17 protein-coding genes and 1 pseudogene are annotated in these 25,711 nt (G+C 59.7%); 11 read left to right on the forward strand and 7 right to left on the reverse strand.

What is annotated here, in order from left to right:
- Positions 1-20: 20 nt before the first annotated feature.
- A complete protein-coding gene (locus K8U03_08930) occupies positions 21-1,241 on the reverse strand; it encodes a caspase family protein (GenBank protein MCE9605011.1) in 1,221 nt (406 codons plus the stop codon).
- Positions 1,242-1,572: 331 nt separating this feature from the next.
- Here K8U03_08930 and K8U03_08935 point away from each other — a divergent pair, with 331 nt between their 5' ends.
- The 4 genes from K8U03_08935 (at position 1,573) to K8U03_08950 (ending at position 10,419) form a co-directional block, all read left to right on the forward strand.
- A complete protein-coding gene (locus tag K8U03_08935) occupies positions 1,573-7,812 on the forward strand; it encodes an alpha-2-macroglobulin (protein ID MCE9605012.1) in 6,240 nt (2,079 codons plus the stop codon).
- A gap of 58 nt (positions 7,813-7,870) precedes the next feature.
- The gene (locus tag K8U03_08940) at positions 7,871-8,308 is read left to right on the forward strand and encodes a hypothetical protein (protein MCE9605013.1); all 438 of its coding nucleotides are present in this window, start codon (positions 7,871-7,873) and stop codon (positions 8,306-8,308) included.
- Positions 8,309-8,433: 125 nt separating this feature from the next.
- Positions 8,434-8,724, forward strand: coding sequence for a peptidylprolyl isomerase (locus K8U03_08945; GenBank protein MCE9605014.1), 291 nt, complete (start codon positions 8,434-8,436; stop codon positions 8,722-8,724).
- A gap of 54 nt (positions 8,725-8,778) precedes the next feature.
- Positions 8,779-10,419 carry a PQQ-like beta-propeller repeat protein gene (locus K8U03_08950; GenBank protein MCE9605015.1) on the forward strand — a complete coding sequence of 547 codons (1,641 nt, stop codon included), beginning with the start codon at positions 8,779-8,781 and terminating at the stop codon, positions 10,417-10,419.
- A gap of 18 nt (positions 10,420-10,437) precedes the next feature.
- Here K8U03_08950 and K8U03_08955 read toward each other — a convergent pair whose 3' ends face one another.
- Positions 10,438-11,301 (reverse strand): ABC transporter substrate-binding protein, encoded by an 864-nt coding sequence (locus K8U03_08955; protein MCE9605016.1) that lies wholly within the window; start codon positions 11,299-11,301, stop codon positions 10,438-10,440.
- Positions 11,302-11,479: 178 nt separating this feature from the next.
- Here K8U03_08955 and ispG point away from each other — a divergent pair, with 178 nt between their 5' ends.
- Together ispG and K8U03_08965 are read left to right on the forward strand one after the other, a co-directional pair.
- Positions 11,480-12,625: a (E)-4-hydroxy-3-methylbut-2-enyl-diphosphate synthase gene (gene ispG, locus K8U03_08960; protein ID MCE9605017.1), complete on the forward strand. Its 1,146-nt coding sequence runs from the start codon at positions 11,480-11,482 to the stop codon at positions 12,623-12,625.
- 9 nt (positions 12,626-12,634) lie between these two features.
- Positions 12,635-13,075 (forward strand): metallopeptidase family protein, encoded by a 441-nt coding sequence (locus K8U03_08965; protein ID MCE9605018.1) that lies wholly within the window; start codon positions 12,635-12,637, stop codon positions 13,073-13,075.
- Between the two features lie 78 nt (positions 13,076-13,153).
- Here K8U03_08965 and K8U03_08970 read toward each other — a convergent pair whose 3' ends face one another.
- From K8U03_08970 to K8U03_08980, 3 genes are all read right to left on the reverse strand, one after another.
- A complete protein-coding gene (locus tag K8U03_08970) occupies positions 13,154-14,713 on the reverse strand; it encodes a 50S ribosome-binding GTPase (protein ID MCE9605019.1) in 1,560 nt (519 codons plus the stop codon).
- Positions 14,710-15,936, reverse strand: a complete 1,227-nt coding sequence (locus K8U03_08975; GenBank protein ID MCE9605020.1) for a GTP-binding DUF697 domain-containing protein — start codon at positions 15,934-15,936, stop codon at positions 14,710-14,712. The genes K8U03_08970 and K8U03_08975 overlap by 4 nt, the downstream gene beginning before the upstream one ends.
- A 304-nt stretch (positions 15,937-16,240) precedes the next feature.
- Positions 16,241-17,710, reverse strand: a complete 1,470-nt coding sequence (locus tag K8U03_08980; GenBank protein ID MCE9605021.1) for an ammonium transporter — start codon at positions 17,708-17,710, stop codon at positions 16,241-16,243.
- Positions 17,711-18,294: 584 nt separating this feature from the next.
- Between K8U03_08980 and K8U03_08985 the strand changes: the two genes are divergently transcribed.
- The 5 genes and pseudogenes from K8U03_08985 to K8U03_09005 all read left to right on the forward strand — a co-directional run bounded on the left by K8U03_08985 (position 18,295) and on the right by K8U03_09005 (position 22,744).
- On the forward strand, positions 18,295-18,507 hold the full coding sequence (locus tag K8U03_08985) for a hypothetical protein (protein MCE9605022.1): 213 nt from the start codon (positions 18,295-18,297) through the stop codon (positions 18,505-18,507).
- A 103-nt stretch (positions 18,508-18,610) separates the two neighbouring features.
- Positions 18,611-20,101: pseudogene (locus K8U03_08990) on the forward strand (PKD domain-containing protein).
- Complete coding sequence (locus tag K8U03_08995; GenBank protein MCE9605023.1) at positions 20,084-21,181, forward strand: prolyl oligopeptidase family serine peptidase; 1,098 nt, start codon at positions 20,084-20,086, stop codon at positions 21,179-21,181. Before K8U03_08990 ends, K8U03_08995 begins: the two are co-directional and overlap by 18 nt.
- A gap of 108 nt (positions 21,182-21,289) precedes the next feature.
- The gene (locus K8U03_09000) at positions 21,290-22,411 is read left to right on the forward strand and encodes an alpha/beta hydrolase (protein ID MCE9605024.1); all 1,122 of its coding nucleotides are present in this window, start codon (positions 21,290-21,292) and stop codon (positions 22,409-22,411) included.
- An 84-nt stretch (positions 22,412-22,495) separates the two neighbouring features.
- Positions 22,496-22,744, forward strand: a complete 249-nt coding sequence (locus K8U03_09005; GenBank protein ID MCE9605025.1) for a hypothetical protein — start codon at positions 22,496-22,498, stop codon at positions 22,742-22,744.
- Positions 22,745-22,797: 53 nt separating this feature from the next.
- Here the strand turns inward: K8U03_09005 and K8U03_09010 are convergent, their stop codons facing one another.
- Positions 22,798-23,922 carry a muconate cycloisomerase gene (locus K8U03_09010; protein MCE9605026.1) on the reverse strand — a complete coding sequence of 375 codons (1,125 nt, stop codon included), beginning with the start codon at positions 23,920-23,922 and terminating at the stop codon, positions 22,798-22,800.
- Between the two features lie 45 nt (positions 23,923-23,967).
- Complete coding sequence (locus tag K8U03_09015) at positions 23,968-25,551, reverse strand: carboxypeptidase regulatory-like domain-containing protein (GenBank protein ID MCE9605027.1); 1,584 nt, start codon at positions 25,549-25,551, stop codon at positions 23,968-23,970.
- Positions 25,552-25,711 lie beyond the last annotated feature (160 nt).

The following is a 25,711-nucleotide window of genomic DNA, read 5'->3' on the forward strand; positions in this document are numbered from 1 at the left end:
ATCCGCAGCGAGGTGTCGCGCTAGCGCGGTTTGATGGCGTTGGGACCGACCCATTCGTCCCACGAGGCATCGTACCCGTCGAAATGAATGTAGTGCAACCCATACCAGGTCTTGAGGATCGTTCCCTTCTCCCACTTTTTGTCGTCTTCGGAATAGACTTGCACCTTGGTATCGACTGCGTAAACCTTCGGGACGTATTCACGAATTCGATCGGTCGGGAGCCATTCGTCGTACTCTTCGCCGTAATTCGTGTAATGCACTTTCGAGCGCCCGGTCTCGGCGTCGATGATCTTCGCCTTGTACCACTTTCCTTCCGAAAGCGCCTCAACTCGCCGGCCAGTGCCCGGCTTGGGAATCGTTTTCACGCGGGCGACGGGGGAATCGGACGGGAACTCGCCGGTGGTGATGAACATCGACTTTTGGCCTTCGATGAACGCCATCTCCAACTCGATGTATCGAGCCGCTTCGTGCAGTTGCACCACGGAATCCGCGTTCGAGTCGGCGGCCGGCGTGCCGCGGAAGGCTTGAAGCAGCGAATCGGTGAACGTCCAGTTGCCGGTCGAAAGATTATGTGAGTACGACGACGTGAGACAAGCGAACGAAACTCGACCGGCGGCGTGGCGGCCGGCTTCATCGTAGAGTGCGCCGGAGTGGCAACAGTCGGCGATCATGACGGCGCGATCGCCGCGGAACTTGTTTTGGATCGTCTTGAAGATCGAAGCGACGTTCCAAGCGGAGGAGTCTTCTTCGCCGGCATCGTAGTTGGCGAAATAGGTGCTGCCGGTTTCTTCGTCGCGCGAGCCGTGGCCGGCGAAATAAAAGATGAGCAAGTCGCCGGGCTTCGAAGCGGCCAGCACCTTGCGTAACTCTTCGAGAATGTGCGCCTTCGTCGCTGCGGAATCTTTAAGGAACACGATTCGTTCTTCAGGGATGCCGATCTTGCGAAAATGATTGACGAGTCGCACGTCGGCCCGATTGGCTTGCTGGTCGGGAAACGAGCTATAAATCTCGGGATGCTTCCATTCCAAGAGGCCGACGGCGAAGACCGTCGTCTTCTCGAGCTTCCAATTGAACGGATGCACGACCTCGGCGGCACGGGCCGTGTCGAACGGTGCGACAAGCAAGCAGATGGATGCCGCGAGAACGGCGAAGTCGACGAGGGAAGAGATGCGCATGCGAGTGCTGAGCGCTCGCGAAGGGGTTGCTTGAGAATTGGCGTCGAGCTCATGGAGGCGGATCATAGATGGATAGCCTGCTACCTGAAAAACGGATCGAACGACGACTTAAGAAGGGGATATCACGCTGGTTCCCGGCAAGTTTTGTTCTACCGGACGAAGCCTAAAAACGCATTATCAGCCTCGCGCGAGACGCAATAATTCCGGCGACGACCGGGCCGCCGTGAGTGGCGGGACGGCGGGCGTCGGCTATAAAGATGGCGAAACGGTAAGGGTCTAGGAACTTTTTCCCGGTTCAGATCGTCGAAGACCGCGATACCGAAGCTAAAAACGGTTGGAAGCCTCGATTCGTACGTCGCACTCCCCAGACATCAGCATTCCCGAATAGGTCTCAATTATGCGTCCTTCGAATACTCTCGGCTCAGCTCTCGCAGGTCGGACGTGGTCGACGAAATCGTTGACGGCGGCCTTGATCGGCATGGCGATTCTAACGACGGCGTGGCTCGTTCGGGCAGCCGCGCCGGCCGACGTTACCGATCTCGCGGCTACGGCGAATAAACAATTCAATGCGGGGAACGTGAAAGACGCCTACGACAACTATCGCAAAGTCTTGATCGATCCTCGTTACGAAGGGGCGGACGTTGGGACGATTCTCTCGAACGCGCTCCAAGCTTTGCAACGCCTGAATCGGGTTCCGGAAACCGACGCGTTGTTCGAAGAAATCATCCGAGTGCATGCCAAGCAGCGCACGATTCTCGCCACTATGGCCGCGAGCTACCTCACTGCCAGGCAAGACGGCTTCATCGTCGCCGGTAAATTCGAGCGAGGGAATCACCGCGGCGGGGGTGAATACGCACAGGCCACGGAGCGAGATCGGGTGCGCAGTTTGCAACTCTATCTGCAAGCGGTGCCGCTATTCGACGACGCCGGCGCCGACGAGAAGGGGGGCTTCTACATGCAAATGTCGCGAGCCGTGCTCGGCAACCGCGGCTACTACGAATCGTGGAAGCTGCAAGCCCTCACCGATCTGACGAAGCTTCCCGACTACCAGCTCGGCTACAACTACCACGGCGGGAACGACACAGGCGCGCCGGTAAGCGCCGACGGTACGCCGGTGTACTACGAAGTGCCCGCATCGTGGGCCGATGCGAAAAGCGACGGACAGCGCTGGCGCTGGGCCATGCACATGGCGGCGCAAGCCGGCGATGGCTTGAAGAAAGAGGTCGCCAAAACCTACGCCTCGTTCTTGTTGCACCAGTTCGGCACGCAAACCATGGCGGCCTACGGCCAATGGTTCGGAGCTTACGAGAAGGACGACGCCAAGGATCGTCCGCAGACGTTCGCGCTGCATACGCTTACGGACGACGAGACCATCGCGCGACTGGCCACCGGCGTCAAACGGTTCAAGCTTCCCGACGAACACAACCCGATCAAGATCTACAAGCAACTCGCCGACGGCACCGACTGGGGCGCCTCGGAAGCCAGTGCGCAGCTCGCGGCGATCTATGAAAACCGGCGCCAATTCGTGACGGCGGCCGAATGGTGGGAGAAGGCCGCGAAGCTGACCTCGGGCGATGTGCGACGCCAATACGAAGCGCGACGCACTCAGATCGTCGGTAATTGGGGGACGTTCGAGACTACCGAAGTGCAGCCCGGGGGGACGGGAGCGAAGCTCGAATTCCGGTTCCGCAACGCCGGCGCGGTCCAGTTTACCGCCCATGCATTGAAGTACGAAAAACTTCTCGATGACGTGAAGAAGTATCTCAAGAGCGCACCGCGCCAACTCGATTGGCAGAAGATCAACATCGAGCAAGTCGGCTACCGGATCGTCGAGCAGAACCAAAACGAATACATCGGTGCCGAAGCGGCGACATGGAAACTGGAGCTCCAGCCCCGGCCGAACCACTTCGATAGCCGAATTACGATCGCCACGCCGCTACAAAAAGCGGGGGCCTATCTCGTTCGCGCCAAGCTGGCCGACGGCAACGAGAGCCGCATCGTCGTTTGGATTGCCGACACCGTGATCGTAAAGAAGCCGCTCGACGATAAGACGCTGCTCTACGTCGCCGACGCCGTGACCGGAGCGCCGATTCCCAAGGCCGACATCGAAATGTTCGGCTACCGGCAACGCCAGGTCAACGTGCCGATTGCAGGCGTTCACTGGACCATCGACGTCTCGAACGTCGCCGAAAAAACCGGCGACGACGGTCAGGTGCAACTCGCTTACAACGAATCACAGCGACAGTTCAATTGGCTGATGATCGCGCGTACGCCCGATGGCCGGCTCGCGCATTATGGGTTCGCTTCGGTGTGGAACGGCCGCATCTACGATCAGCAATATGAAGCCGTCAAAGCTTACGGCATCACCGATCGGCCGGTGTATCGTCCTGCACAAAAAGTGCAGTATAAGTTTTGGATTCGCCAAGCGAAGTACGATCTGACCGAGGCCGACTCCGCGAAGTACGCGAACACCGATTTCACGCTTCAAATCAACGATCCGCAAGGAACCGTGGCCTGGAACAAGCGGATCAAGAGCGACAAATTCGGCGGAATCTCGGGCGAATACGAATTGCCGAGCGAAGCCAAACTCGGCAATTATCAACTTTCGGTTCAAGGCTACGGCGGCATGTCGTTCCGAGTCGAGGAGTACAAGAAGCCGGAATTCGAAGTTACCGTGCAAGCGCCGACCGAGCCGATCAAGCTCGGCGACAAGGTCACGGCCGAAGTGCAAGCGAAGTATTATTTCGGCGCTCCGGTCGTGAATGCCAAAGTGAAGTACAAGGTGCAGCGCTCGCCGCATGATGCCCGCTGGTTTCCGCTGGCGCGTTGGGATTGGATGTACGGTCGCGGCTACTGGTGGTTCGCTTACGACTATTCGTGGTATCCCGGCTTCAAACAGTGGGGCTGCCTTCGACCGACGCCGTGGTGGTGGCAAGGTCAATCGGAGCCGCCGGAATTGGTCGCGGAACGAGAAGCCGAGATCGGTCCCGACGGGAAGTTGAAAATCGAGATCGATACTTCGCTGGCCGCCGAAATTCACGGCGACGAAGACCATCGCTACGAGATTACGGCGGAAGTCGTCGACGAGTCGCGGCGCACGATCGTCGGTTCGGGGCAAGTCCTCGTGGCGCGTCGGCCGTTCAAAGTCTTCACCTGGGTCGATCGTGGACACTACGACGTCGGTGATACCGTTCACGCCCACTTTTCGGCTCATACGCTCGACGACAAGCCGGTGAGCGGTAAAGGGAAATTGAAGCTGCTCTCGATCGGCTACGACGAGAAGCGCCTGCCGAAAGAGACCGTGGCTCAAGAATGGGATCTCGCTACCGATGCCGAAGGGCACGCCGAGATGCAAATCAAGGCTTCGGCGGCCGGGCAGTATCGCCTCTCCTACGAGTTGACGGACGCTAAGGGGAACAAGGAAGAAGGGGGCTACGTCTTCACCGTCATGGGGGAAGGGAACGATGGCGCGCAGTTCCGTTTCAACTCCGTGGAGCTTGTGCCCGACAAGCGCGAATATAAAGCCGGCGATAAGGTACGGCTGCAAGTGAACACCGATCGTCTCGGCTCGACCGTGCTCCTTTTCGTGCGCCCGACGAACGGCATCTATCTTCCGCCGCAGCTCTTGCGCATCGCGGGCCGCAGCACCTTCGTCGAGATCACGACGGCCGTAAAAGACATGCCGAACTTCTTCGTCGAAGCCGTGACCATCGCCGACGGCAAGCTGCACACCGAGACGAAAGAAATCGTCGTGCCGCCGGAATCGCGCGTGGTCGACGTAAAGATCACGCCGTCGAAAGAGACCTACAAGCCGGGCGAAGCGGCCGAGATCAAGCTTTCGCTCCTCGGCCCCGACGGACGCGCGTTCGTCGGACAAACGGTCGTGGCCGTGTACGACAAGTCGGTCGAATATATTTCCGGCGGCTCGAACGTGCCGGACATTAAAGCGTTTTTCTGGAAGTGGCGCCGGCAACATTACCCGCGCACGGAATCGAGCCTTTCGATTCAATCCGGCAATCTGATGAAGAGCGGAGAAGTCGGGCTCAACGACATCGGCGTATTCGGCGGCTCGATCGCCGACGACCTTGATACCGACGAACGGAAAGACGGAGCCGGCTTCGGCCGTGGAGGGAAGGGGCAAGTTCCGGGTCGGGCCTTGAAGGCCATGATGCGCAACGGCGCGGCGATGGGCGGTGGCTATGCCGCTGCACCCGCGGGTGCCCCTATGGCCGCCTCGGCACCGATGGACGCTTTGGCGAAGTCGGAAAGCTCCGCTTATGGGTCGGATAAAAACGGTCTCGCCGAACTACAACAGGCAGGACAAGCCGGTCAGCCGAACGTGCAGCCGACGATTCGCTCGAACTTCGCCGACACCGCGCTCTGGATCGGCGCCCTGGAAACCAACAGCGACGGCATCGCCACGGCAAAGCTCAACATGCCGGAAAATCTGACCTCTTGGAAAATTCGGACCTGGGCGATGGGGGCAGGCACGAACGTCGGCGAGGCCTCGCGCGAAGTCGTGACGACGAAGAACCTGCTCGTCAGGCTTCAAGCTCCCCGCTTCTTCGTCGAGAAAGACGAAGTCGTGCTGTCGGCGAACGTGCATAACTATTTGAAGACGAAGAAGAGCGTGCAAGTCGTACTCGAACTCGAAGGGCCGACGCTCAAGCCGCTCGACGAATCGACGCGTACGATCGAGATCGAAGCCGGCGGTGAGATGCGCGTCGATTGGCGCGTCAAAGCCGTGGCCGAAGGGGAAGCCGTCGTGCGGATGAAAGGCCTCACCGACGAAGAATCGGATGCCGTCGAGATGAAGTTCCCGGTCTACGTCCACGGCATGCTCAAGACCGAATCGTTCTCGGGCGTGGTTCGTCCGGAAGACACGTCGGGAAAGATCACGTTCACCGTGCCCGATCAGCGGCGCGTCGAACGCTCGCGATTGGAAGTTCGCTACTCGCCGACCCTCGCCGGAGCGATGGTCGATGCGCTGCCGTACCTCGTCGACTATCCCTACGGCTGCACGGAGCAAACGCTCAGCCGATTCTTGCCGGCCGCGATTACTCAGAAGATCCTGATCGACATGCAGCTCGATCTCAAAAAGATCCAAGCCAAGCGAACGAATCTCAACGCGCAAGAAATCGGCGACGACCGGAAGCGCGCCGAGCAATGGAAGCAGTTCGATCGCAATCCGGTGTTCGATCAAAGCGAAGTCGCGAAGATGGTGAAAGCCGGCGTGCAACGCCTCACCGATATGCAATGCTCCGACGGCGGCTGGGGTTGGTTCTCGGGCTACGGCGAGCACTCCTATCCGCATACGACCGCCTACGTCGTCCACGGCTTCCAAATGGCTCTGGAGAACGACGTACCGCTATTGCCCGGCGTGTTGGATCGGGGTATCCAGTGGCTCGTGCGTTATCAAGCCGAGCAAGTTCGGTTGCTCAAGAATTACCAGAACAAAGCCAAAACCGATTTCAAAGCGAAAGCCGACAACCTCGACGCGTTCGTCTTCATGGTCCTAGTCGATGCGGGCCAGAAGAGCGGAGAGATGCTCGCCTTTCTCGATCGCGATCGACCGGAGTTGTCCGTATATGCGTTGTCGATGTACGGCCTGGCGCTGCATAAGCTGGCCGAGGCGGACAAACTCGCCGAGGTCCTGAAGAACATCAGTCAGTATGTGGTCGAAGACGATGAAAACCAGACCGCGTATCTCAACCTGCCCGACAACAATTACTGGTGGAATTGGTACGGCAGCGAGAATGAAGCGATGGCCTACTACTTGAAGCTGCTGTCGAAGACGGACCCGAAGGGGCGGGTGGCGCCGCGGCTCGTGAAGTACCTGCTCAACAACAGAAAGCACGGCTCCTACTGGAAGAGCACGCGCGACACGGCCCTCTGCATCGAATCGCTTGCCGACTATCTCAAAGCGTCGGGAGAGTCGAAGCCCGCCCTGACGATCGAGGTATGGCTCGACGTCACGAAGCGTAAGGAAGTCAAAGTCGACGCGGAAAACCTCTTCTCGTTCGATAACAAGTTCGTGCTTGAAGGAGCGGAAGTCGCGTCGGGAAGACACACGCTCGAGCTTCGCAAACGCGGCGCAGGACCGATCTACTTCAACGCTTACCAAACCGATTTCACTCTGGAAGACTTCATCACTAAGGCCGGTCTGGAAGTTAAAGTCGAGCGCAAGTTCTACAAGCTGGTGCGCGTGAAGGCCGAGGCGCTCGTGGCCGGTGCTCGTGGGCAAGCGGTTACGCAGAATGTCGAGAAGTTCGAACGACAAGAGATCCCGAATCTCGGCACGCTCAAGAGCGGCGACGTTGTCGAAGTGGAACTGGAAATCGAAAGCAAGAACGACTACGAATATCTCGTCTTCGAGGATATGAAGGCCGGCGGCTTCGAGCCGGTCGACGTTCGCAGCGGCTACAACGGCAACGGACTCGGAGCCTATATGGAACTTCGCGACGAACGAGTTTGCCTCTTTACGCGAGTGCTGCCGCGCGGCAAGCACAGCGTTTCCTATAAGATCCGCGCCGAGATCCCGGGCAAGTTCAGCGCCTTACCGACCCGCGCGTCGGCGATGTACGCTCCGGAACTGAAAGCCAACTCCGACGAAATGAAACTCGGCATCGAGGATTAAGAATAGGGATCAGGGGTCAGAGGTCGGGGGTCAGGGTTGTAAGCGCAGCGGAGAACTCATGAGCATCGAGACCGACGTCGCCGCTTGGCTCATCCAGCTTAAGTCGACCTCGGCCGGCCAACGCGCCGATGCGGCTCGGCACTTCGCCACGTTGGGGGAGCACGTCGCAGCGGTCGCAGCGGCGATTCCCTTAGTCGAGGCTTGCGCCGACTCCGATGATCAGGTTCGCCAATGGGCCGAAGCGGCGCTCGAAAGCTTCGGCCCACCCCGAGTAAAAGACGTCGTTCCGCTCGCAGCGTTGGCGGGTCGCGAGAATCTAAGCCAAGCATTCTGGGCGGCGACGCTGCTCGGCCGTCTCGGGCAGTGCGCAGCCGGCGCGTGCGATGCGCTCCAGCAAGTCGCCGCGACGCACGCCGATGCCGCAGTCGCCAAGCGTGCCGCTTGGGCACTGGGCAAGATCGGCACCGGACCTAAGAATCGAACGGTGGACACTTAGTCGCCGAATACTCGCAGCGAATGCCGGACGGTTGGCCGAATAGCCGACATTCGTTATCTTGAGGAGAGTTCGCCCGCCGCGGCGACTTTCGCACTCCCTCGATTTCTTACGACGAGACCCGTTCCATGTTGAAGAAAGCCCGTGCCCGCCACATTCTCGTGCCGACCGAACAGGCCTGCAACGACCTCAAGAAACAGATCGACGCCGGCACCGCGAAGTTCGCCGACTTGGCGAAGGCTCATTCGAAGTGCCCGTCCGGTGGCGAAGGGGGCGATCTCGGCGAGTTTCGTCCGGGCCAGATGGTTCCCGAGTTCGATAAGGTCGTCTTTTCGGCACCGGTCAACACCGTGCAAGGCCCCGTGAAGACTCAGTTCGGCTACCACCTGATCGAAGTCACCTCGCGCACCGGCGACTAGTCGCTGAAAAACGCAAGAACGGAATCGGACCCGAGCACGAGGAGTTGAGAATACGTGGATACGACCGCCGCCCTATCGGCCGACGGATCGCGTCGTAAGCGATTCACTCCTCGCGCTCGGTTGCTGACGATTCTCGGCGTGGGCGGCTTCGTGCTCGCGATCATTCGCCTCGCACCGCTTCCGATCGACAATGCGATCCGTTTTGTCGCGTCGGAAGTTCTCTTGCTGCTGGTCGGCGTTCTGCTGTTCGTTTGGAGCTTGCAGTTCGTCTTTACGACGCGCCGCAGCCGCTTCGCCGTCGTCGGAACCGCGGTCTTTTGCCTCGGTGCCCTAGGCGCGGCGTTTCGCCTCGATTTCGGCGGCGATATGCAGCAGCGGTTCGAGCGCCGTTTTTGGATCAAACAGCTTCAGGCGCGGTTCGGCTACGGCCCGAAGGCGGTGATTCACGAAGCCAAGCTGGCGACGACGGCGCTCGTGTTCGACCGATCGATCGACGACTCCCTGACGTTCCTCGGACCGGGTCGCAACGGCATCTATACCGAACGGCACGGCAAGCTGGCGCGAGATTGGTCGAAGACCCCGCCGCGCGAAGTCTGGCGCAAGAAAGTCGGCGAAGGTTGCTCGAGCTTCGCGATCGCCGGAAAATACGGCTTCACGCAAGAACAAACGGAAGACAAAGCCTCGGAGCAAGTCACTTGCTACGACCTGACCGACGGCAAGCTGCAATGGGTCCATTCCGATTCGCCCGGCTACGATTGGATTCTCGGCGGCTTAGGCCCGCGCGCCACGCCGACGTTTCACAAAGGGAAGCTCTACGCGCTCGGCTCGGCCGGATTGCTCAACTGCTTCGACGCCGCAACCGGTAACGTGCTGTGGTCGCATAATATCGTCGCCGAATACGAGGCTCCGACGCCGCAGTGGGGCCGGAGCTCGTCGCCGCTCATCGTCGACACCAAGGCGCATGGAGAAATCGTCGTCGTGAGCGCCGGCGGCGACCAAGGGCGCTCGCTCGTCGCCTACGGCATCGCCGACGGCCGCCCGGTGTGGCACGCCGGGGACGAACCGACCGGTTACGCGACGCCGCAACTCGTCACGCTCGGCGGCGTCCCGCAAATCGTGATCGTCAACTTCCAGACGGTCGCGGGTCACGATCCGGAAACCGGTGCCGTCCTCTGGAAATACACCGACTGGAACGGCTCGCAACCCAAAGTGCCGCAGACGATTGTCGTCGATGATCGCCGCGTCTTTATTTCCGCCGGTTATACCGTCGGTTGTCGCATGCTCGAAGTGACGAAGGAACCGTCGGGCGAGTGGAAAGTCGACGAACTTTGGAAGGCGACGACCTTGAAACCGAAGTTCATGAACCCGATAGCCCGCGACGGCGTCGTCTACGGGCTCGACGACGGCGCCTTTTTAGTTTGCGTCGCACTCTCCGACGGCAAGCTCAAGTGGCGCTCGAAGCGAGGCGCCGACTACGGGCACGGGCAAGTCATCCTCGTCGACGATCTACTGATCGTGCAAAGCGAAAAGGGAGACGTAGCGCTGGTCGAAGCCGAGCCCAATAAATTCGAAGAATTAGGCCGGTTCACCGCCTTGCCGGAAGGACGCACCTGGAACGTGCCGGTTCTTTGGGGCAAGTATTTGCTTGTGCGCAACAACAAGGAAGCGGCTTGCTACGAGCTGCCGACTGAGTAACAAACCCCGTCGTCGGCCTTAGTCGATAAACTCAGGCACGACCAGTTTCGGGATCACGCCGGTCTCGAACCCGCGGCGCAACAAGAGCGCCACGGCTTCGCGACCGCGCGGCCCCCAATCGACCGTCCAATCGTTGACGTACATGCCGACGAACTTATCGGCCTGTTCGCGATTCAGGTCGCGGCCGTATTGCAGGGCATGGTCGAGGGCGTCTTTGCGATGTTTCAGGCCATACTCGATGCTGGCCTTCATCAACCGATTCACTTCGCGCATCGCCGCGGGGCCGAGATCCTTGCGGATCACGTTGCCGCCGAGCGGCAGCGGCAATCCCGTCTCTTGAAACCACCACTCGCCGAGGTCGACGCAGAGTTCCAGCTTCCGGTCGCCGTAGGTGAGTTGGCCTTCGTGAATGATGAGCCCGGCATCGACTTTCTTGCCGTCCCAAACGCCGGCTTCGACTGCTTCGAAGATCCGATCGAACGGCACGACGACGAACGAGAAATCATTGCCTAGGCAGAGCCGAAGCGAAAGATACGCCGAGGTCAATGTACCCGGCACGGCGATCGTCAGCTTCTTCAACTCGTCGAGGGTGTACTTCTTCGTCGCGATCACCATCGGCCCATAGCGGTCTCCCATGCTCGCGCCGCAAGGGCACAAAGCATACTTGTCGGTGAGATACGCATAGCCGTGGATACTGACGGCCGAGAGTTCGAGCTCGCCCTGCAAGGCCCGCCGGTTCAGCGTCTCGATGTCGACCAGCTCATGGACGAATTCGTAGGGGCCGGTATCGATCTTGCCCGAGGCCAAGGCATGGAACATGAAGGCATCGTCGGGATCCGGACTATGTCCGACGCGAATCGTGGTTTTTGCGGCCGTGGCCATGACATTCTCGCAGCGTATTCGTAGAGGCTCTCGACCGGCGATACCGGCCGAACTCCCCAAATCATAACGATTTCGAGCCATGCGTCGATGGGTCGAGCAGGGAGGTCCCCTTGTCGAAACCGGCCTACTTCCGGATGATTATCGAGAGAGGCCGATCCACTCGTACGGAGACGACACTTTGCAATTGCCGCGCAACCCCACTCGGGCCGTTAAGATAGGAACCTGCACGGTAGGCGGCGGGAACCCGATCGCCGTGCAGAGCATGACCGCGACGCATACGCAAGATGTCGCCGCGACGGTCGGCCAAGCCGAAGACCTACTCGCGGCCGGTGCCGACATCGTCCGCATCGCCTGCGACAGTACGAAAGACGCCGACGCGCTGGCCGAAATCCGGAAGCAAACGCGGGCGAATCTTTCGGTCGATTTGCAAGAGAACTATCGCCTTTGCGTTCAGGTAGCGCCGAGCGTCGATAAGATTCGCTATAACCCCGGCCATCTCTATCACCATGAGCGCACGAAGCCCTGGCAAGACAAGGTGCGCTTCATCGCCGAGACCGCTGCGGCCCACGATTGCGCGCTGCGCGTCGGCGTGAACTGCGGCTCGGTCGATCCCGACAAGCTCGGCAAGTTTCCGGAGCACGACTCCATTTCACCGATGCTCGCCAGCGCTTGGGAACATTGCGAGTTGCTCGACAAGATCGGCTTCACGCGCTACGTCGTGTCGTTGAAGGATTCCGATCCCGCCAAAGTGATCGAAGTCAACAAGCGGTTCGCGGCCCAGCGACCCGACGTGCCGCTGCATCTCGGCGTCACCGAGGCCGGCCTTCCGCCCGATGGGATCATTAAGACCCGCATCGCGTTCGAGCAACTCGTGAGCAAGGGCATCGGCGATACGATTCGGGTGTCGCTCACCGTGCCGAACTCGCGCAAAAGCGAAGAGATCGCGGCCGGGCGAGGCATCTTGGCCGACATCGCCGCCGGGCGCGTGCGCAGCTTCGTCGACTTCGGCTTGAAGGCGATGAACATCATTAGCTGCCCGAGTTGCTCGCGTGTCGAAAACGAAGCCTTCATCGAACTTGCGCAGCAAGTGAAAGAAATGACGAGCTACGCGCAGGAACATAAGATCACGATCGCCGTGATGGGATGCCGCGTGAACGGGCCGGGCGAGACCGACGACGCCGACCTCGGTCTCTGGTGCGGGCCGACGCATGTGAACCTCAAACGAAGAAGCGTCGAACTCGGCGCATTCAAATACGACGAGATCTTGCCGAAGCTCAAGGCCGAGCTCGATCAATTGATCACCACTCGTCCGCAATCGGCTTAGAGGTCGCTCATGACCGAAGAGCCGTTCATGTCGATGGATGAATTCTGCCGCTTGGCGAAAGAAGCGGTCGAGCAGTTGCCCGACGAGTTTCAAGAGTGGATGGAGAACGTCGTCGTCGATGTGCGCGAGAATCCCTCGCGAAGGCAATTGAAAAGCGTCGGACTCGATCCGGAAGAAGAAACGTTGCTCGGCCTTTTCGAGGGAAGGCCGGTGACGGACATGCCCGAAGTCATCGGCGACGCGATCGGCGATTGGCAGCCGAATCGGGTTTGGTTGTTCAAACAACCGATCGAAGAGGCCTGCCGCTCACGCGAAGAAGTCGCCTACGAGATCAAGCGAACGATCATTCACGAACTTGCACACCACTTCGGCTGGTCGGAAGAAGACTTAGACGAGTTCGAGTCGCAGCCGAATCCGTTCGACAAAGATCATGAAGACGATGATCAGTGAGTGATCAGCCGGAGGGCGTTAGCCCCCGGTTCCATTTCACGCTGTAATGCGCAGAGACCGGACGCTAACGCGTTCCGGCTAATTTGGTCGTGGCGGCTCGAGGACTTCATTCAGCAGGTGCTTGCCGACGCTCAGCAACACACGGCCTGTATTCGCCGCTTGTTCGCGCAGGCCGCGCCAATATTGCTCGTCTTTGAACTCGCGCAAGCAGCGCAAATACTTCAACCGTTCGGCGGCTCCGAGCGAAGCGACGATGGCGGGCAACAGACCCTCTTCGATGTTGTAGCGTGCTCCTTCTGTGAGACAGACCGGAATCACACGCTCGACGGCGACTTGAAGATCGGCCGCGGTTGCTTCGACGGCATCGCGAATTTGCTGCGCCTTGGCGTTCTGCGGACGAACGAGATCGTACGGCGGATTCCATTCGCGAAACGGCCGAACTTGATCGATATGCGAAAGCACGACGACCAGCGGCGGCAACTCCGCATCGGGGTTACGTTGAAACAGTTCGCGCACTTCGTCGAGCAGTCGACGATCGGCATCGCGAGCCGCGCTGACTGCCGAGACGACAAGCAACACCAGATCGCAGCGCGCAATCTCTTCGCGCGCTTGGTCGAGCGCTTCGGCGGTGCGCGAAGCATCTTCGTAGCCCGCGGTATCGAGGATGATCGCCTTGCGAACCCCGTCGCGTTCTAAGAGATACGGCTCGACGTCTTTCGTGCGGGGCACGACATCGATCGCGGCTCGCGTTTCGCCGAACATCGCGTTGACAAGGCTCGATTTGCCGGCTTTGACTTGCCCGAGCACGAGAATCCGCAACGGCTCGTCTTGGAGCACCCCGTTGCGTTGCTCTTCGTCGGCGATCGCGCGCTGCGAGCGTTCCGTTTTATAAGGAGCGAACTCGACGCCGCGCAACGCGAGGTGCCCGCTATAGAGCTCGATCGCGTAAAAGCCTGTCTTGCGAATCGCGAACTGCAAGGCCCAACGCTTCGTCTCGTCGGCGGAAGCGTTGAGCATTTTCGTCTGCGCGATATTACCGAGCTCGCGAGCGAGCGCCGTCGTCGGGTTGATGACGAGGGCGGCGATGCGATAGACACGATATAACGTCGGCGCATACATCGCGACCTTCTTGAGCTTGATCAGGTCGTTGATCGTCAGAATGTGCGAGCCCGGGATATGAGCCGAGAAAGTTTCGCGCAAGTCGTGCGTCACCAGTTCGACGATGTGCAACAGATGCGGCACCGGAATCTCGAACGCCGGCCGTTTCGACTTCGCATGAAATTGCCGCGCGACGACGTCGATCACTTCGCGCGCCAGGTTCAATATCGGCTCGGGCCGGTCGAGCGGAATGTCTTCGGCACGCATGCTCGACGCGATACGTTCGACATCGGCCCAAGCCGTGCGACCCGCCGGCGACCAATTTTCACCCGGCTCGACGTCTGCGGAAACGGAGAAGGGGGTCCGCTTCTGCAACCAGCGCATCATCGGCCAACCGACGAGCATGACGAGCGCCGCAAAGCTTGCCCACCAGAGCCACCAGCCGGAAACGTAGAGCCACCACGCTCCGGCGACACCGAGCAAGATGTAAGGGAGCGCGGCGAACAACGCGAGCAGCGACCATTGGGTCTTTAACTTCATCGGGTCGCCTTCGGCTTGCTGCGAAGGCGATCGAGATAAGCGTGCAGCCGTCGGCGACCTTCTTGAAAATGATCGTCGTAGATTTTGCGGAACTCGGCTTGGTCGGGCACGTTGCCGTCGCGAACGCGGCTGAAATAGAAGCAGAGCGTGAGTCCGAGCGCGTAGGTGCTTGCTCCCGAGTAGACCGCGGAGATCGCCGAACCGTATCCGGGAATGACCTTCAGCAACTCACGTCCGCCGAGCCGCCCGAGAAACCCGACCCCGAGGCCACCGAGCACTTCTCCGACCTGCTTGACGTCGAACTCTTGATGATAGATCGACGCGATCGTATGAAACATCTTCGCTTGAATCGCCAGCACAAGCGGCACGTCGACCATCGGCACCGGTACGGTTGCGGCGGCACCGGCGGCTACGGCATACGACAAAACATGCGGATGCGCGGCACGAAGATGAACGTCGCGCAGACTTTTCCGGACCTGCTCGTATTGCTGCAACATGCTGCGCAAACCGAGCGGCAAGAGTTCTTCGATCGCTTCCCAGAGTGCTTCGAGCCCATAGTCGGTCGGCTCGTAACCGTCGTCGGGAAGGGTGAAATCGACCGGCACGAACTTAGCCGGTATGCCGGCCTGTTCGAAGAGTTTGCGCTGCGTCAGGAGCGAACGTGCCAACCCATCCGGCACTTGCGGCGGAAAAGTCGTCCCCCGGTAGGGATACGGGTCTAGATGCTGCTGTTCGCGAGACAGATAACCTTCGTGTAGCGTCGTTTGAATGACGAGAATCGGCCACTGAGGGCGGGCCGCGTGGATTTGCTTGATCGCCTCCATCACGGCTTGCTGCGCATGATCCATCGCCTTCATGACGACGATGAGCAGATGGGCCTGATCTTGAAATAGGGCAATCTCTTGCGCCGGGTCGTAGTTCACTTCGCCGAGGCCGCGCGTATCGAGAAACCGGAGGATGCAATCTTCTTCGCTCGGAAAAGGGTACTCCCGTGCCGTGGCCGTGCAAGGACGAATACCGTTGCCGATTTCGGCGCGCGTGTTTTCCGTCAATGCGCGAATGAGCGACGTCTTTCCCGATTGCGTCTTACCGAGCAGCCAAAAGACCGGCACGGGCAAGGTGTGCCACACCTCTTTGAGGCATCGTTCCAACTCGGCTTCGCTCACCTTAGGAGACGCAAACTGCTCCCAGACTTTTTTGAATAGCTGTTTGGGTTTTCCCATAATGCAAGCCGGGCGAGCGAAGTGGTTCAGGCTATCGTGGCGGCCGCAGATGCAGCCGGCCGACGCAGCATTATACCGCGGCGCTCGCAATCGTGTCGGACGCCGAACGGCTCCTCATTTCTTCACGCTATCAACGAAAAAACCCGGTGCCGATGAAGACCGAAGTCTACACCAGCAACCGGGCCTCAACCGGCAGGCGGAGCCGGAGTCGTTAGGGCGACAGAGCCGAGGCCCAATCACCGATAGATAAAAAGCGCCACCGCGATAGCCGAATCGATCGGCTACCGCAGGGCGAAGGACGATCCTAGTGACCTTCCGGGCTCCCCATGACGAAGCCGTGGTAAGCCGTGTGGCCGTGTTCGCCGACGTCGAGGCCTTCGATTTCTTCTTCAGCCGAGACACGGAGGCCGATCGTGTACTTGATGATCAACCAGCAGATCGTCGAGACGACGACCGTATAGACGCCGACCGCAGCGATACCCTTAAGCTGAGCGATGAGTTGCGTCGTACCACCGCCGTGGAACAAGCCCGCAGCCGGAGCCAAAGCACCTTCTGCCGGAATTTCCGCAAACAGACCGACGGCAATACATCCCAAAGTTCCACAACCCAAGTGAACGCTCGTCGCGCCGACCGGATCGTCGCAGCGGATTCTGTCGAAGAAGATAACCGAGAAGACGACGAACACACCGGCAACGGCACCGATGATCAGCGAGTCGTTCATCGAGACCCAAGCACAAGGAGCCGTGATCGCGACCAAGCCGGCCAAGCAGCCGTTGATCGTCATACCGAGATCGGGCTTTCCGAGCACGATCCAAGCCGTGGCGGTGGCGGTGAGCGTAGCAATGGCGCCGGCGGCATTCGTGTTGACCGCGATCTTCGAGAGCAACGAACCATCACCGACCCCCATCGTGCTCCCCGGATTGAATCCGAACCAACCGAGCCAGAGGACCAAACAGCCGATGAAGGCGGCCGTCATGTTGTGGCCCGGAATAGCATTGACCTTGCCGTCAGGCCCGTACTTACCGATACGAGGGCCGAGCACGTAAGCACCCGTCATAGCGGCCCAACCGCCGACGGAGTGGACGACCGCGCAACCGGCGAAGTCCCAGAAACCGGCGTCGGCAAGCCAACCACCGCCCCATATCCAGTGACCGGTAACGGGATACATGACCACGGCCATCAGAGCACTGAAGACGATAAACGAGAGGTACTTGATCCGTTCGGCCACGGCACCCGACACGATGGTCGCAGCGGTTCCGGCGAACACGAGTTGGAAGAAGAACTTGCACCAGAGAGGAACGCCGGTCCAATTGATGGCGCCGTAGTCTCCCTTGTAGTCGGCCAAGGTCGCAGGGCTGTTGTCGGCTCCCGTGACCATCCAGAGACCGGTCTTGCCGACGTAATCGTCGGCACCGGCAACACCGTTGTCGCCGCCGAACATGAGGCCCCAACCGATGAGCCAGTAGAAGATCGAGGTCACGGCGAACACGACGAAGTTCTTCGACAGAATGTTGACCGTGTTCTTAGCGCGGGCAAAACCGGATTCGACGCAGCCGAACCCAAGGTTCATGAAGAACACCATCATGCCGCAGACCATGACCCAAACGGTATCGAGACCGACGGTGAGGGTAGCGATCTTCGTGGCTAGTTCGTCGGTGACCGGTGTTTGAGCTTTTGCCGAAGGGCCGACCAGCCAAAGGCACGCCAACACGATCACCATGCTCATGGCTGATCGCGCAAGCGTTACGTTTAAGATTCTCTTCACTTTCTTCATTCGATGTTCTCCCGTTGACAATGAAAGTTGCCGGGGCGCACGCTGAGTGCTTCGAATCGGGAGGAACGCAAGGCTTGCGATGACCTACCGACCCGCTTCGCCGCCTTTGGTGAAATGCCCGCGGATCGCAAGTACGACGCCTGCTCGATCCGCAGCGCGCAGGGCACTATCGGATCACGCATTCGTCGCGGGGCACTCAAGCAAGTCAAATGCCGGCGTCAAACGACAAACGGGAAGTTGTCGCAGTGCCGAAAGCAGGTGGGGTATGAAAGTCGCCCGAAATGCGAGCTTTCGCTACTTGGGTAATTGAAATTGAAATTTTTAGGTTGGCGCTCTTTTTTCTATTTTTGCGAGAAGCCGCTTGCGCCTCCGTCAGGATTTAGGCAGCGTTAGCTGAAATCGAAGGCAGCTTGAGATCGCGACGCAAAGCGTAGCGCAGCGGTGCCGTTTCTGCGGAAGACCACGGACGAAAGCCGGCTAGCAGCCATGCCTGCTCGGATTACTCTGGAACGAAAAGGAGTATCAAAGGATGTCGGAGAATCAGGGACACGCCGACGGCTTTTTCAGTGATGAAAAGCATTCCCATGGCGCGTCGCAAGCAGGAAGATCCGTCTCCGGTACCGGTAATTTGGCACTGCGTCTTAGATCGAGAGCACCGACTGCTCTACCTCGGCAACAATGAAGCCGAAGCGCTCGCCGCCCTGATTCCCGGGGCCATCATGCGTAGCGCCCCTCGGATGGGAGACGCTCAATCGGCCGCCGCAATCGCGGTGAGTGCCATGCGCAATTCGGGGTGAAAGGCCGGCGTCTAGCCGATTGTTCCGTTTTTTAAGCACGGACCAAGCGGCCGAACTATAGTACACGCTCCCCGCCGTGGCCCCGCGCCACCCATCCCACCGTATGCAGGAGCGCCGTTCTATGACCGTACGCACATCCCTCGTCGGCCTCGGGTTGCTGCTGGCTTTATGCGTGCAAGCTCAGGGAGCTCCTCTAGACCCGCTCGTTCGGGTTGCCGACCTCAACGTCGGCGAAACGGCGACGGTCAAGCTCGCCGACGGCAAGTCGACGACGATTCGCGTGGTCGCGCTCGACGAGCAAGTCGACCCGCTTCGCGATGCCGTACGCCAAGCGCACGTCAAGCTGGAGATCGATGGCGTCCCTACGGAGATCGACGCCGGCCCGTATCGCTTACCGGTGCGCGTCGCCAAGTTGCAAATCGATTGCCCGGCGACCAAAGGTTTCAATCGAAACGGAACGCCCGAGTTCTGGGGTCTCGATAAAGACGTTCGGATACGGCTCTGGCCGGAGAACTCTCCGTGGATCCCGCGCGGTACGTTTCGCTATCCGGCCAAGCAGAAGTGGTTTGCCACGCATACGCAGATGGCAAACGAGCCGAGCTATGTCGACGGCGGCGAGAAGCCCGATGTCAGGAAGATCTATTACCACAGCGGGCTCGATATCGGCGGCAGCGAGGGGCAAGTGGAAGTCGTCGCGGCGACAGACGGACTCATAGTTTCCGTCGGCATGAATGTATTGCCGGAGCATAAGCAAGATACTCCGGTCGCTCCGCGCTACGACGTTCTCTATCTTTTAGATGCGCGCGGCTGGTACTACCGCTATAGCCATTTGAAGGAATTCGATCCCGAGATTCTCCCCGGCCGGCATGTGACGATCGGACAACGGCTCGGGCTGCTCGGCAAAGAAGGAGCGAGCGGCGGTTGGTCGCATCTGCATTTCGAGATCAAAAGCCGCCAACCATCGGGCAAATGGGGGACGCAGGAAGGCTATCCGTTTCTTTGGCAAGCGTATCGCGACGAGCAACAACCCCGCCTGATCGCCGTGGCCCGACCGCATCATCTGGTTTGCGTCGGCGACTCGGTTGAATTCGATGGGAGCCGTTCGTGGAGCGCCGAGGGAAAGGTGGCGTCTTATCGCTGGAACTTTTCCGATGGCTCAAGCATCGCGGGCGATCGCGCAACGCGCATCTACGCGAAGCCGGGCACTTACAGCGAAGTGCTGGAGATTCGCGACGCCGCGGGGCACGTCGACTACGACTTCGGCCTCGTCCAAGCTCTCGACCCCGCCCATCCGAAGCAACTCCCTCCCACGATTCACTCCGTCTTCTTTCCGACCTCGGGCATCCGACCGAACGATCCCGTAACTTTCAAGGTCCGCACATTTCGCACAACCGAGGGAGAAGAAACGTGGAACTTCGGCGATGGCTCGCCGACCGTGAAGACGCAGTCCGACGGAAACATCAAGCCCTTGGCACCGGATGGCTACGCAACGACGACGCATCGATTCGCACGGCCGGGCCATTACCTCGTGCGCGTCGAGCGAACGAACGATGCCGGCCATACTGCTACCGCCCATCTGCATGTTTTCGTCGAGTCGGACAAGCGGACGACCGAGGCCGTCGAGACGCTCCGACTTAAACCGAGCGACCTCGATCAGTTTTTCACTCCGCCGCAGAACTTAGCGGACGATTTCGGCAAGTTCCGTTCCCCTTTGAAGTTCGCCGACGGACACGAAGCGCGCTCCGCCGCCGACTGGCAGACACGGCGCCAAGAGATTCTAGCGAGTTGGCATGCGATCCTCGGCGCGTGGCCCAAGCTGGTCGAGAAACCTAAGCTCACCTATCGCAACCAGGAACGCTTAGAACACCACACGCGCCACGCGGTTGACGTCGAAGTTATGCCGAACGGCCGAACGACATCCGGCTACTTGCTCGTGCCGCATGGCAAGGGGCCGTTTCCGGCCGCCGTCGTCGTCTTCTATGATGCCGAGACGAGCGTCGGGATGGGAAAAGAACTTCACGGCTTCGGCTTTCAGCTCGCCAATCGAGGCTACGTGGTCTTGGCGATCGGAACTCCGAGCGGACGCTTTTGGCCGGATGAAAAGACCGCTGAGTTGCAGCCGTTGTCGATGTTGGCCTACGTCGCGGCGAACTGTCATACCGCACTCGCCGCATTACCCAACGTCGACCCGACTCGGATCGGCATCGTCGGTCATTCCTACGGCGGCAAGTGGGCGATGTTCGCATCTTGCCTGTACGACAAGTTTGCCTGCGCCGCGTGGTCGGACGGCGGCATCGTGTTCGACGAGCGGCGCGCGAACGTCAACTATTGGGAGCCGTGGTACCTGGGACAGGAATCGGGCATCAAACGAAAGGAAGGCATTCCTTCCGAAAGCAACCCACGAACGGGTGCTTACAAAACTCTGATCGCAAGCGGTCATGATTTGCACGAACTACACGCGCTCATGGCTCCTCGACCGTTCCTCGTCTCGGGCGGAGGCGAAGACCGGCCCGAGCAGTGGCGAGCGCTCAATCACACTCGCGCAGTCAATCGATTGCTGGGGGTCGACGACCGTGTGGCGATGACCAACCGTCGCGACCACACGCCGACGGTCGAATCGAACGAGCAAATCTACGCTTTTTTCGATCGTTTCCTGAAGCCGCGGCAAGAGTAGCTCTCGTTTTGTTTGTTGTTGCTTGTTGAAGCTGAACCGCCGGATTCCGTGATTGCTCAGGGCCGAAATGGTAACATACGCCGACGATTCCCACCTTCGAGGCTCGCGATGAAATACCGACTCGGCATCACGCTCTTGATCTCGGTTCTTACCGCCGTCGTCGCCGTCGGTGCATACGGGGTCGAAAGCAGCCCGCCTCCAGCAACCGTAAGCCAAGCGACCGCAGGCGCTGAGAAAAAGACCACGCCGGCAATCACAGGGCAATCGGCTGTCGCGATTCCTTTGTTAGCGGGAGCTTCGCCGGACAAACCGAGAGTCGTTTCTCAGACGAGCATCGAATATCTGGAAAGGATGCGGAAGCGAACGCCGTTCGGCACCAACGGCCTCGACCTCAAGGCGCTGCGCGCCGGCATGGGGGCTCGCCATGAACCGACGATCGAAAACGTCAAGCTTGTTCGCGTCAAGATCGGAGAGATTCCTTGCGAATGGGTTCTTGCACCCGGCGCCGATCCCGACTTGCGGCTCCTCTATCTCCACGGCGGCGGCTTCGTCTCCGGGTCGGGCGGGTTCTACCTTCCTCTCGCCGCTCACATTTCGGCCGCGGCTAAGTGCGCCGTCTTGCTGCCCGACTATCGCCTTGCCCCGGAACATCCGTTTCCTGCCGGGCTCGAAGATTGCGTGAGGAGCCACGACTGGATCGTCGAGAACGGCCCCACGGGCGCCGGCGTTGCGAAGGCGACATTCATCGCGGGCGATTCCGCCGGTGGCTGCCTCACGCTCGCGACGTTGCTCGCCTTGAAAGATCGAAAACGGCCGCTGCCGGCCGCTGCGATTCCGATCTCACCATGTACCGATTTCACGCTGCAAAGCGAGTCGTTGCGAACCGTTGTCGATCCCGTCATCAGCGCGACCTCGATGCCCTGGTTTCGCGATCTCTATCTGCCGACGACGACCGCTCGCGAGAATCCGCTCGCGTCCCCCCTCTATGGCGACTATCGCGGGATGCCGCCGCTGCTGATCCAAGTCGGCGAGCACGAGATGCTTCGCGACGATAGCGTTCGCGTAGCGCGCAAGATTCAAGCCGACGGAGCCACGGTCAAGCTCGAAGTGTGGCCGGGGATGTTTCATGTATTTCAAAGCCGCGAACCGCTACTTCCCGAAGCCAAAGAAGCCATCCAACATATCGCCGATTTCATAAAATCGACCACGCCCCGACGCCCGACGCCGTAACCCACCGAATGACGCTCGATTCGAGCACCACGCTCCTGCCTGTCGCATACCCGCCCTGTTCCACGCCCAATGGAGTTTGAGACGATGAAGAACCTCACCGGAATTTGCTTACTACTCGGTTTCGTTTTCGTGTCGCTAGGAGCCGCCACGCCGGCGCGCGAGGCAAACATCGCCGGCCTGCGCAAGCTCGGCTTCGTCCCTCAGTCTTCGACCATCCCGGGCGATCCGGTCAAACTCAAGATCACCGCGGCAACGCTCAAGCAACTCGAAAGCTTGATGAAGAAAGACAAAACGATCTACGTGGAAGAGAGCGGTGAAATCCAAGTTCGGTAAGTCGACGGCAACGACCCGCACGCCTTAGCTCGAAAGACCGGATCTTCTCGCGATCAATCGGCGCAGGCATGCGCGCGAACCACGTTCCAATCGACCTCGACGCCGAGTCCGGGCAAGTCGGGCACCGTGACCATCGGGCCGGCGATCTTGAGCGGATTCTTCACCACGGAAAACTCGTGGTAGATCGGCCCTAGCGCATCCCCGGGGAAGCGTTCGACGTTCATGTTCGGGCAGGCGACGATCAAGTGCCCCATCGCGGCGGTTCCGATATCGAGTTCCAAGTTCGAGCCGATCGTGCAAGCCACTCCGTGGCGGCCGGCGAACTCGATCATGCGCCGCGCGCGGCCGATGCCCCCTTGCTTGCCGGGATACACGTTGATGATGTCGCAGCACTCCTGACGAATCAGCTCTTGCGCATGCACCGGATCGAAACACATATCATCGGCCATCATCGTGCATTTCGTTTCGCGCCGTACGCGTGCGATGGCTTCGTAGTCGCCGTCGGGAGTCGGCTGCTCGACGACCGCTAATCTGCAATCGGCCAGGGCCTTGATCTTGCGGATGGCCGTCTCGGCCGACCAACCGCAATTGGCGTCGATATCCAAGGCAAGATCCAAGCCGATCACCTCACGAACCGCACGTACGCGAGCGAGATCATCGTCGCTCTCGCCGCCGACCTTGACCTTGATCGTGGTGAATCCGGCGGCGACCCGCTCGGCCGCGACTCGGCGGGCTTGTTCAAGCCCGTAAGCTCCCATCGAGAACCGACAGCGAAACGTTTGCGGCCGTGCCAAGCCGCCGAGCAGCAGGTAAACCGGCTTGCTTTCGATCTTGCCCCAGGCATCCCAACAGGCCATTTCGATCGCCGACTTGGCGAACCAATTGTGTTTACAAACGGCTCCCATCCGACGATCGATCTCGTCGACATCGGATACTTCGCAGCCTTCGACGACCGGCCCGAGCACGCGATCGATCGCGGCGCGGCAACCCCAAACCGTTTCGCCGCTCCAGACGGCGGTTGCCGTCGCCTCTCCGACCCCTTCGATGCCGGTATCGGTAATCACGCGCACCAAAACGTATTCGCTGACGACATGCTTGCCGAGCGATGAGATCATCCGACGTTCCGGCGTCAAAGGAACGCGAACCGGATACGTTTCGATCGTTTTAATCTTAGGCATAAGATCGTTCGCGATGATTCTGGGAGTGACGGTCGCAAGACTTCTTTACGGCGATACCAGACGTTCGATCACGTTCTTCGTGATCTTAGAGATGTGCTCGTCGACCGGCAACGAGCTCACATAGTTGATCGATCCGGAGGAAAACACCGCGCCCCCTTTGGGAGTTTCGAAATAAATCATGTCGGCACCGCCGTTGTCGCGATTCGTGCCTTGAGCGATGCGTAGTAAATTCTTCGGCGAGCTCGGCGAGATTTTATCGGTCTCATGGCCCGACGCTCCGCCTGGGCACCGCATGTGCAAACACTTAAGGCCGAACAAATCGCCGGCCTTCAAATCCGTTCCGGAGAAAGCCCAATGTTTCGGTTCGATCACGCGGTACGGAGCGCCGGTCATCGCGCCGGCATCGGTGTAGACCACCCCTAAAAGATTCGCTTCGCTTTCCAGCCGTTCGTGCATCCGGCTCTCGACTTCTTTCCGGCGCTGTTCCCGTTTGTCGCCGTTGCGCACGATGATCGACGTCGGCGAATCGAATTCCACTTCGCAGTTCAAGCCGTTGCCGCCGAGATACATCAACCGGCCGCCGCGACGAAAGACCCAATCCTTCAGCGCGAGATACATCTTGCGCGACCAATACTCCGGATGGGTGTGGATGATCACGAGCCGATAGTCGTCGAGATTCATCTCGCCATGATGGAATTGCGTTTCGGCATATAAGTCGAAGTCGATTCCCTCCCGTTCGAGCCAGCCGTAGAGTCGCCACTCGGCCGGCGCAAGATGACACGCTTGGCGGCCTTCGATCGGGTCCGTGATCTGCTCCTGCTCGTCGACGTGGTTGAACGGCTCAGGCCGATCGAACGACAGCGGCGCATAATTCTCGCGATCGTAAAAGATATGCTCCGGGTCGGTATAGCGATCCAGATCTTGCCGCGAATTCACGGTCGGCTTGGCAGGCAGCTCGGCGCAATGAATATAGTTGCTTCGGCCTCCGAAGCTGTTGTAGCAATTCCAATTGATGTTGCCGGCCAACACGGCGATCTTCGCCGTCGGCTTCGCCGGAGCGACGATCCAAGGAAACGAAAAGAAACGGCCCGACTTCGTTCGCGCATGAAAATAGTACAAGCCGCTGCGGGTCGGAGCGAGCTCGAACTGGCGATGAACCGGATTGTTGTTGTAGCCGATCTTATTCCAATCGACGCCGGTTCGCGTGTAGTCGCCGTCGGGCGTGATCTGCACCGTGGCTCGCGGCCCATGTTCGTCGAACCAGCCGATCGAGCGCACCAATTCTTTTTTCCATCCGTAGCGCCACAGTTCGAGCTTGTACATCTCCGGAGAATGCACGCGAAACTCGCCGCGCTCACCGGCTTTAACCCACTTCGGCCAAGCGTAACCGAGCAGCGTGTCGCGCAACATGCGGAAGTGGTAGGGTCGCGCAGGGTCGACCGTAATCTCGACGCTTTTCGAGCCATGATCCGCCAGATGCATCGTCACGCGCCAAGGGCCCGGATCGAGAATCGCATAAACCGCGCCGGTAGCACGCGATCGGGCCTCGACGCTTCGATCCGAGCGCTGAAACTCGAACAACACTCCCGGTAACGCGACATAGCGTTCGTCGCTGACGTAACCGATCAACGAGCCCTCTGCTTTGCCGGTTTCCTGCGCCTGTAGATTCGTCGCGGTGCAAAACCAAAGCCAAGCGATCGGAAGGACGAGCGCCGAGCGTGGCGATAAATACCTGAGCATGACGGGAGCCTCGTAAATGTTTCCGCTGTTTCATTTCCGATCGAAACGA

It is taken from the genome of Planctomycetia bacterium (genome assembly GCA_021413845.1).
Classification (GTDB): domain Bacteria; phylum Planctomycetota; class Planctomycetia; order Pirellulales; family PNKZ01; genus PNKZ01.

Excerpts from the sequence above, each read along its gene's own strand:
- K8U03_08970 (MCE9605019.1), bottom strand. The coding sequence starts at position 14,713 with ATGAAGTTAAAGACCCAATGGTCGCTGCTCGCGTTGTTCGCCGCGCTC.
- K8U03_09010 (MCE9605026.1), bottom strand. The coding sequence starts at position 23,922 with ATGCCTAAGATTAAAACGATCGAAACGTATCCGGTTCGCGTTCCTTTG.
- K8U03_08940 (MCE9605013.1), top strand. The coding sequence starts at position 7,871 with ATGAGCATCGAGACCGACGTCGCCGCTTGGCTCATCCAGCTTAAGTCG.
- K8U03_08985 (MCE9605022.1), top strand. The coding sequence starts at position 18,295 with ATGGCGCGTCGCAAGCAGGAAGATCCGTCTCCGGTACCGGTAATTTGG.
- K8U03_08935 (MCE9605012.1), top strand. The coding sequence starts at position 1,573 with ATGCGTCCTTCGAATACTCTCGGCTCAGCTCTCGCAGGTCGGACGTGG.
- K8U03_08975 (MCE9605020.1), bottom strand. The coding sequence starts at position 15,936 with ATGGGAAAACCCAAACAGCTATTCAAAAAAGTCTGGGAGCAGTTTGCG.
- K8U03_08980 (MCE9605021.1), bottom strand. The coding sequence starts at position 17,710 with ATGAAGAAAGTGAAGAGAATCTTAAACGTAACGCTTGCGCGATCAGCC.
- K8U03_09000 (MCE9605024.1), top strand. The coding sequence starts at position 21,290 with ATGAAATACCGACTCGGCATCACGCTCTTGATCTCGGTTCTTACCGCC.
- K8U03_09005 (MCE9605025.1), top strand. The coding sequence starts at position 22,496 with ATGAAGAACCTCACCGGAATTTGCTTACTACTCGGTTTCGTTTTCGTG.
- K8U03_08955 (MCE9605016.1), bottom strand. The coding sequence starts at position 11,301 with ATGGCCACGGCCGCAAAAACCACGATTCGCGTCGGACATAGTCCGGAT.
- K8U03_08945 (MCE9605014.1), top strand. The coding sequence starts at position 8,434 with ATGTTGAAGAAAGCCCGTGCCCGCCACATTCTCGTGCCGACCGAACAG.
- K8U03_08965 (MCE9605018.1), top strand. The coding sequence starts at position 12,635 with ATGACCGAAGAGCCGTTCATGTCGATGGATGAATTCTGCCGCTTGGCG.
- K8U03_08930 (MCE9605011.1), bottom strand. The coding sequence starts at position 1,241 with ATGATCCGCCTCCATGAGCTCGACGCCAATTCTCAAGCAACCCCTTCG.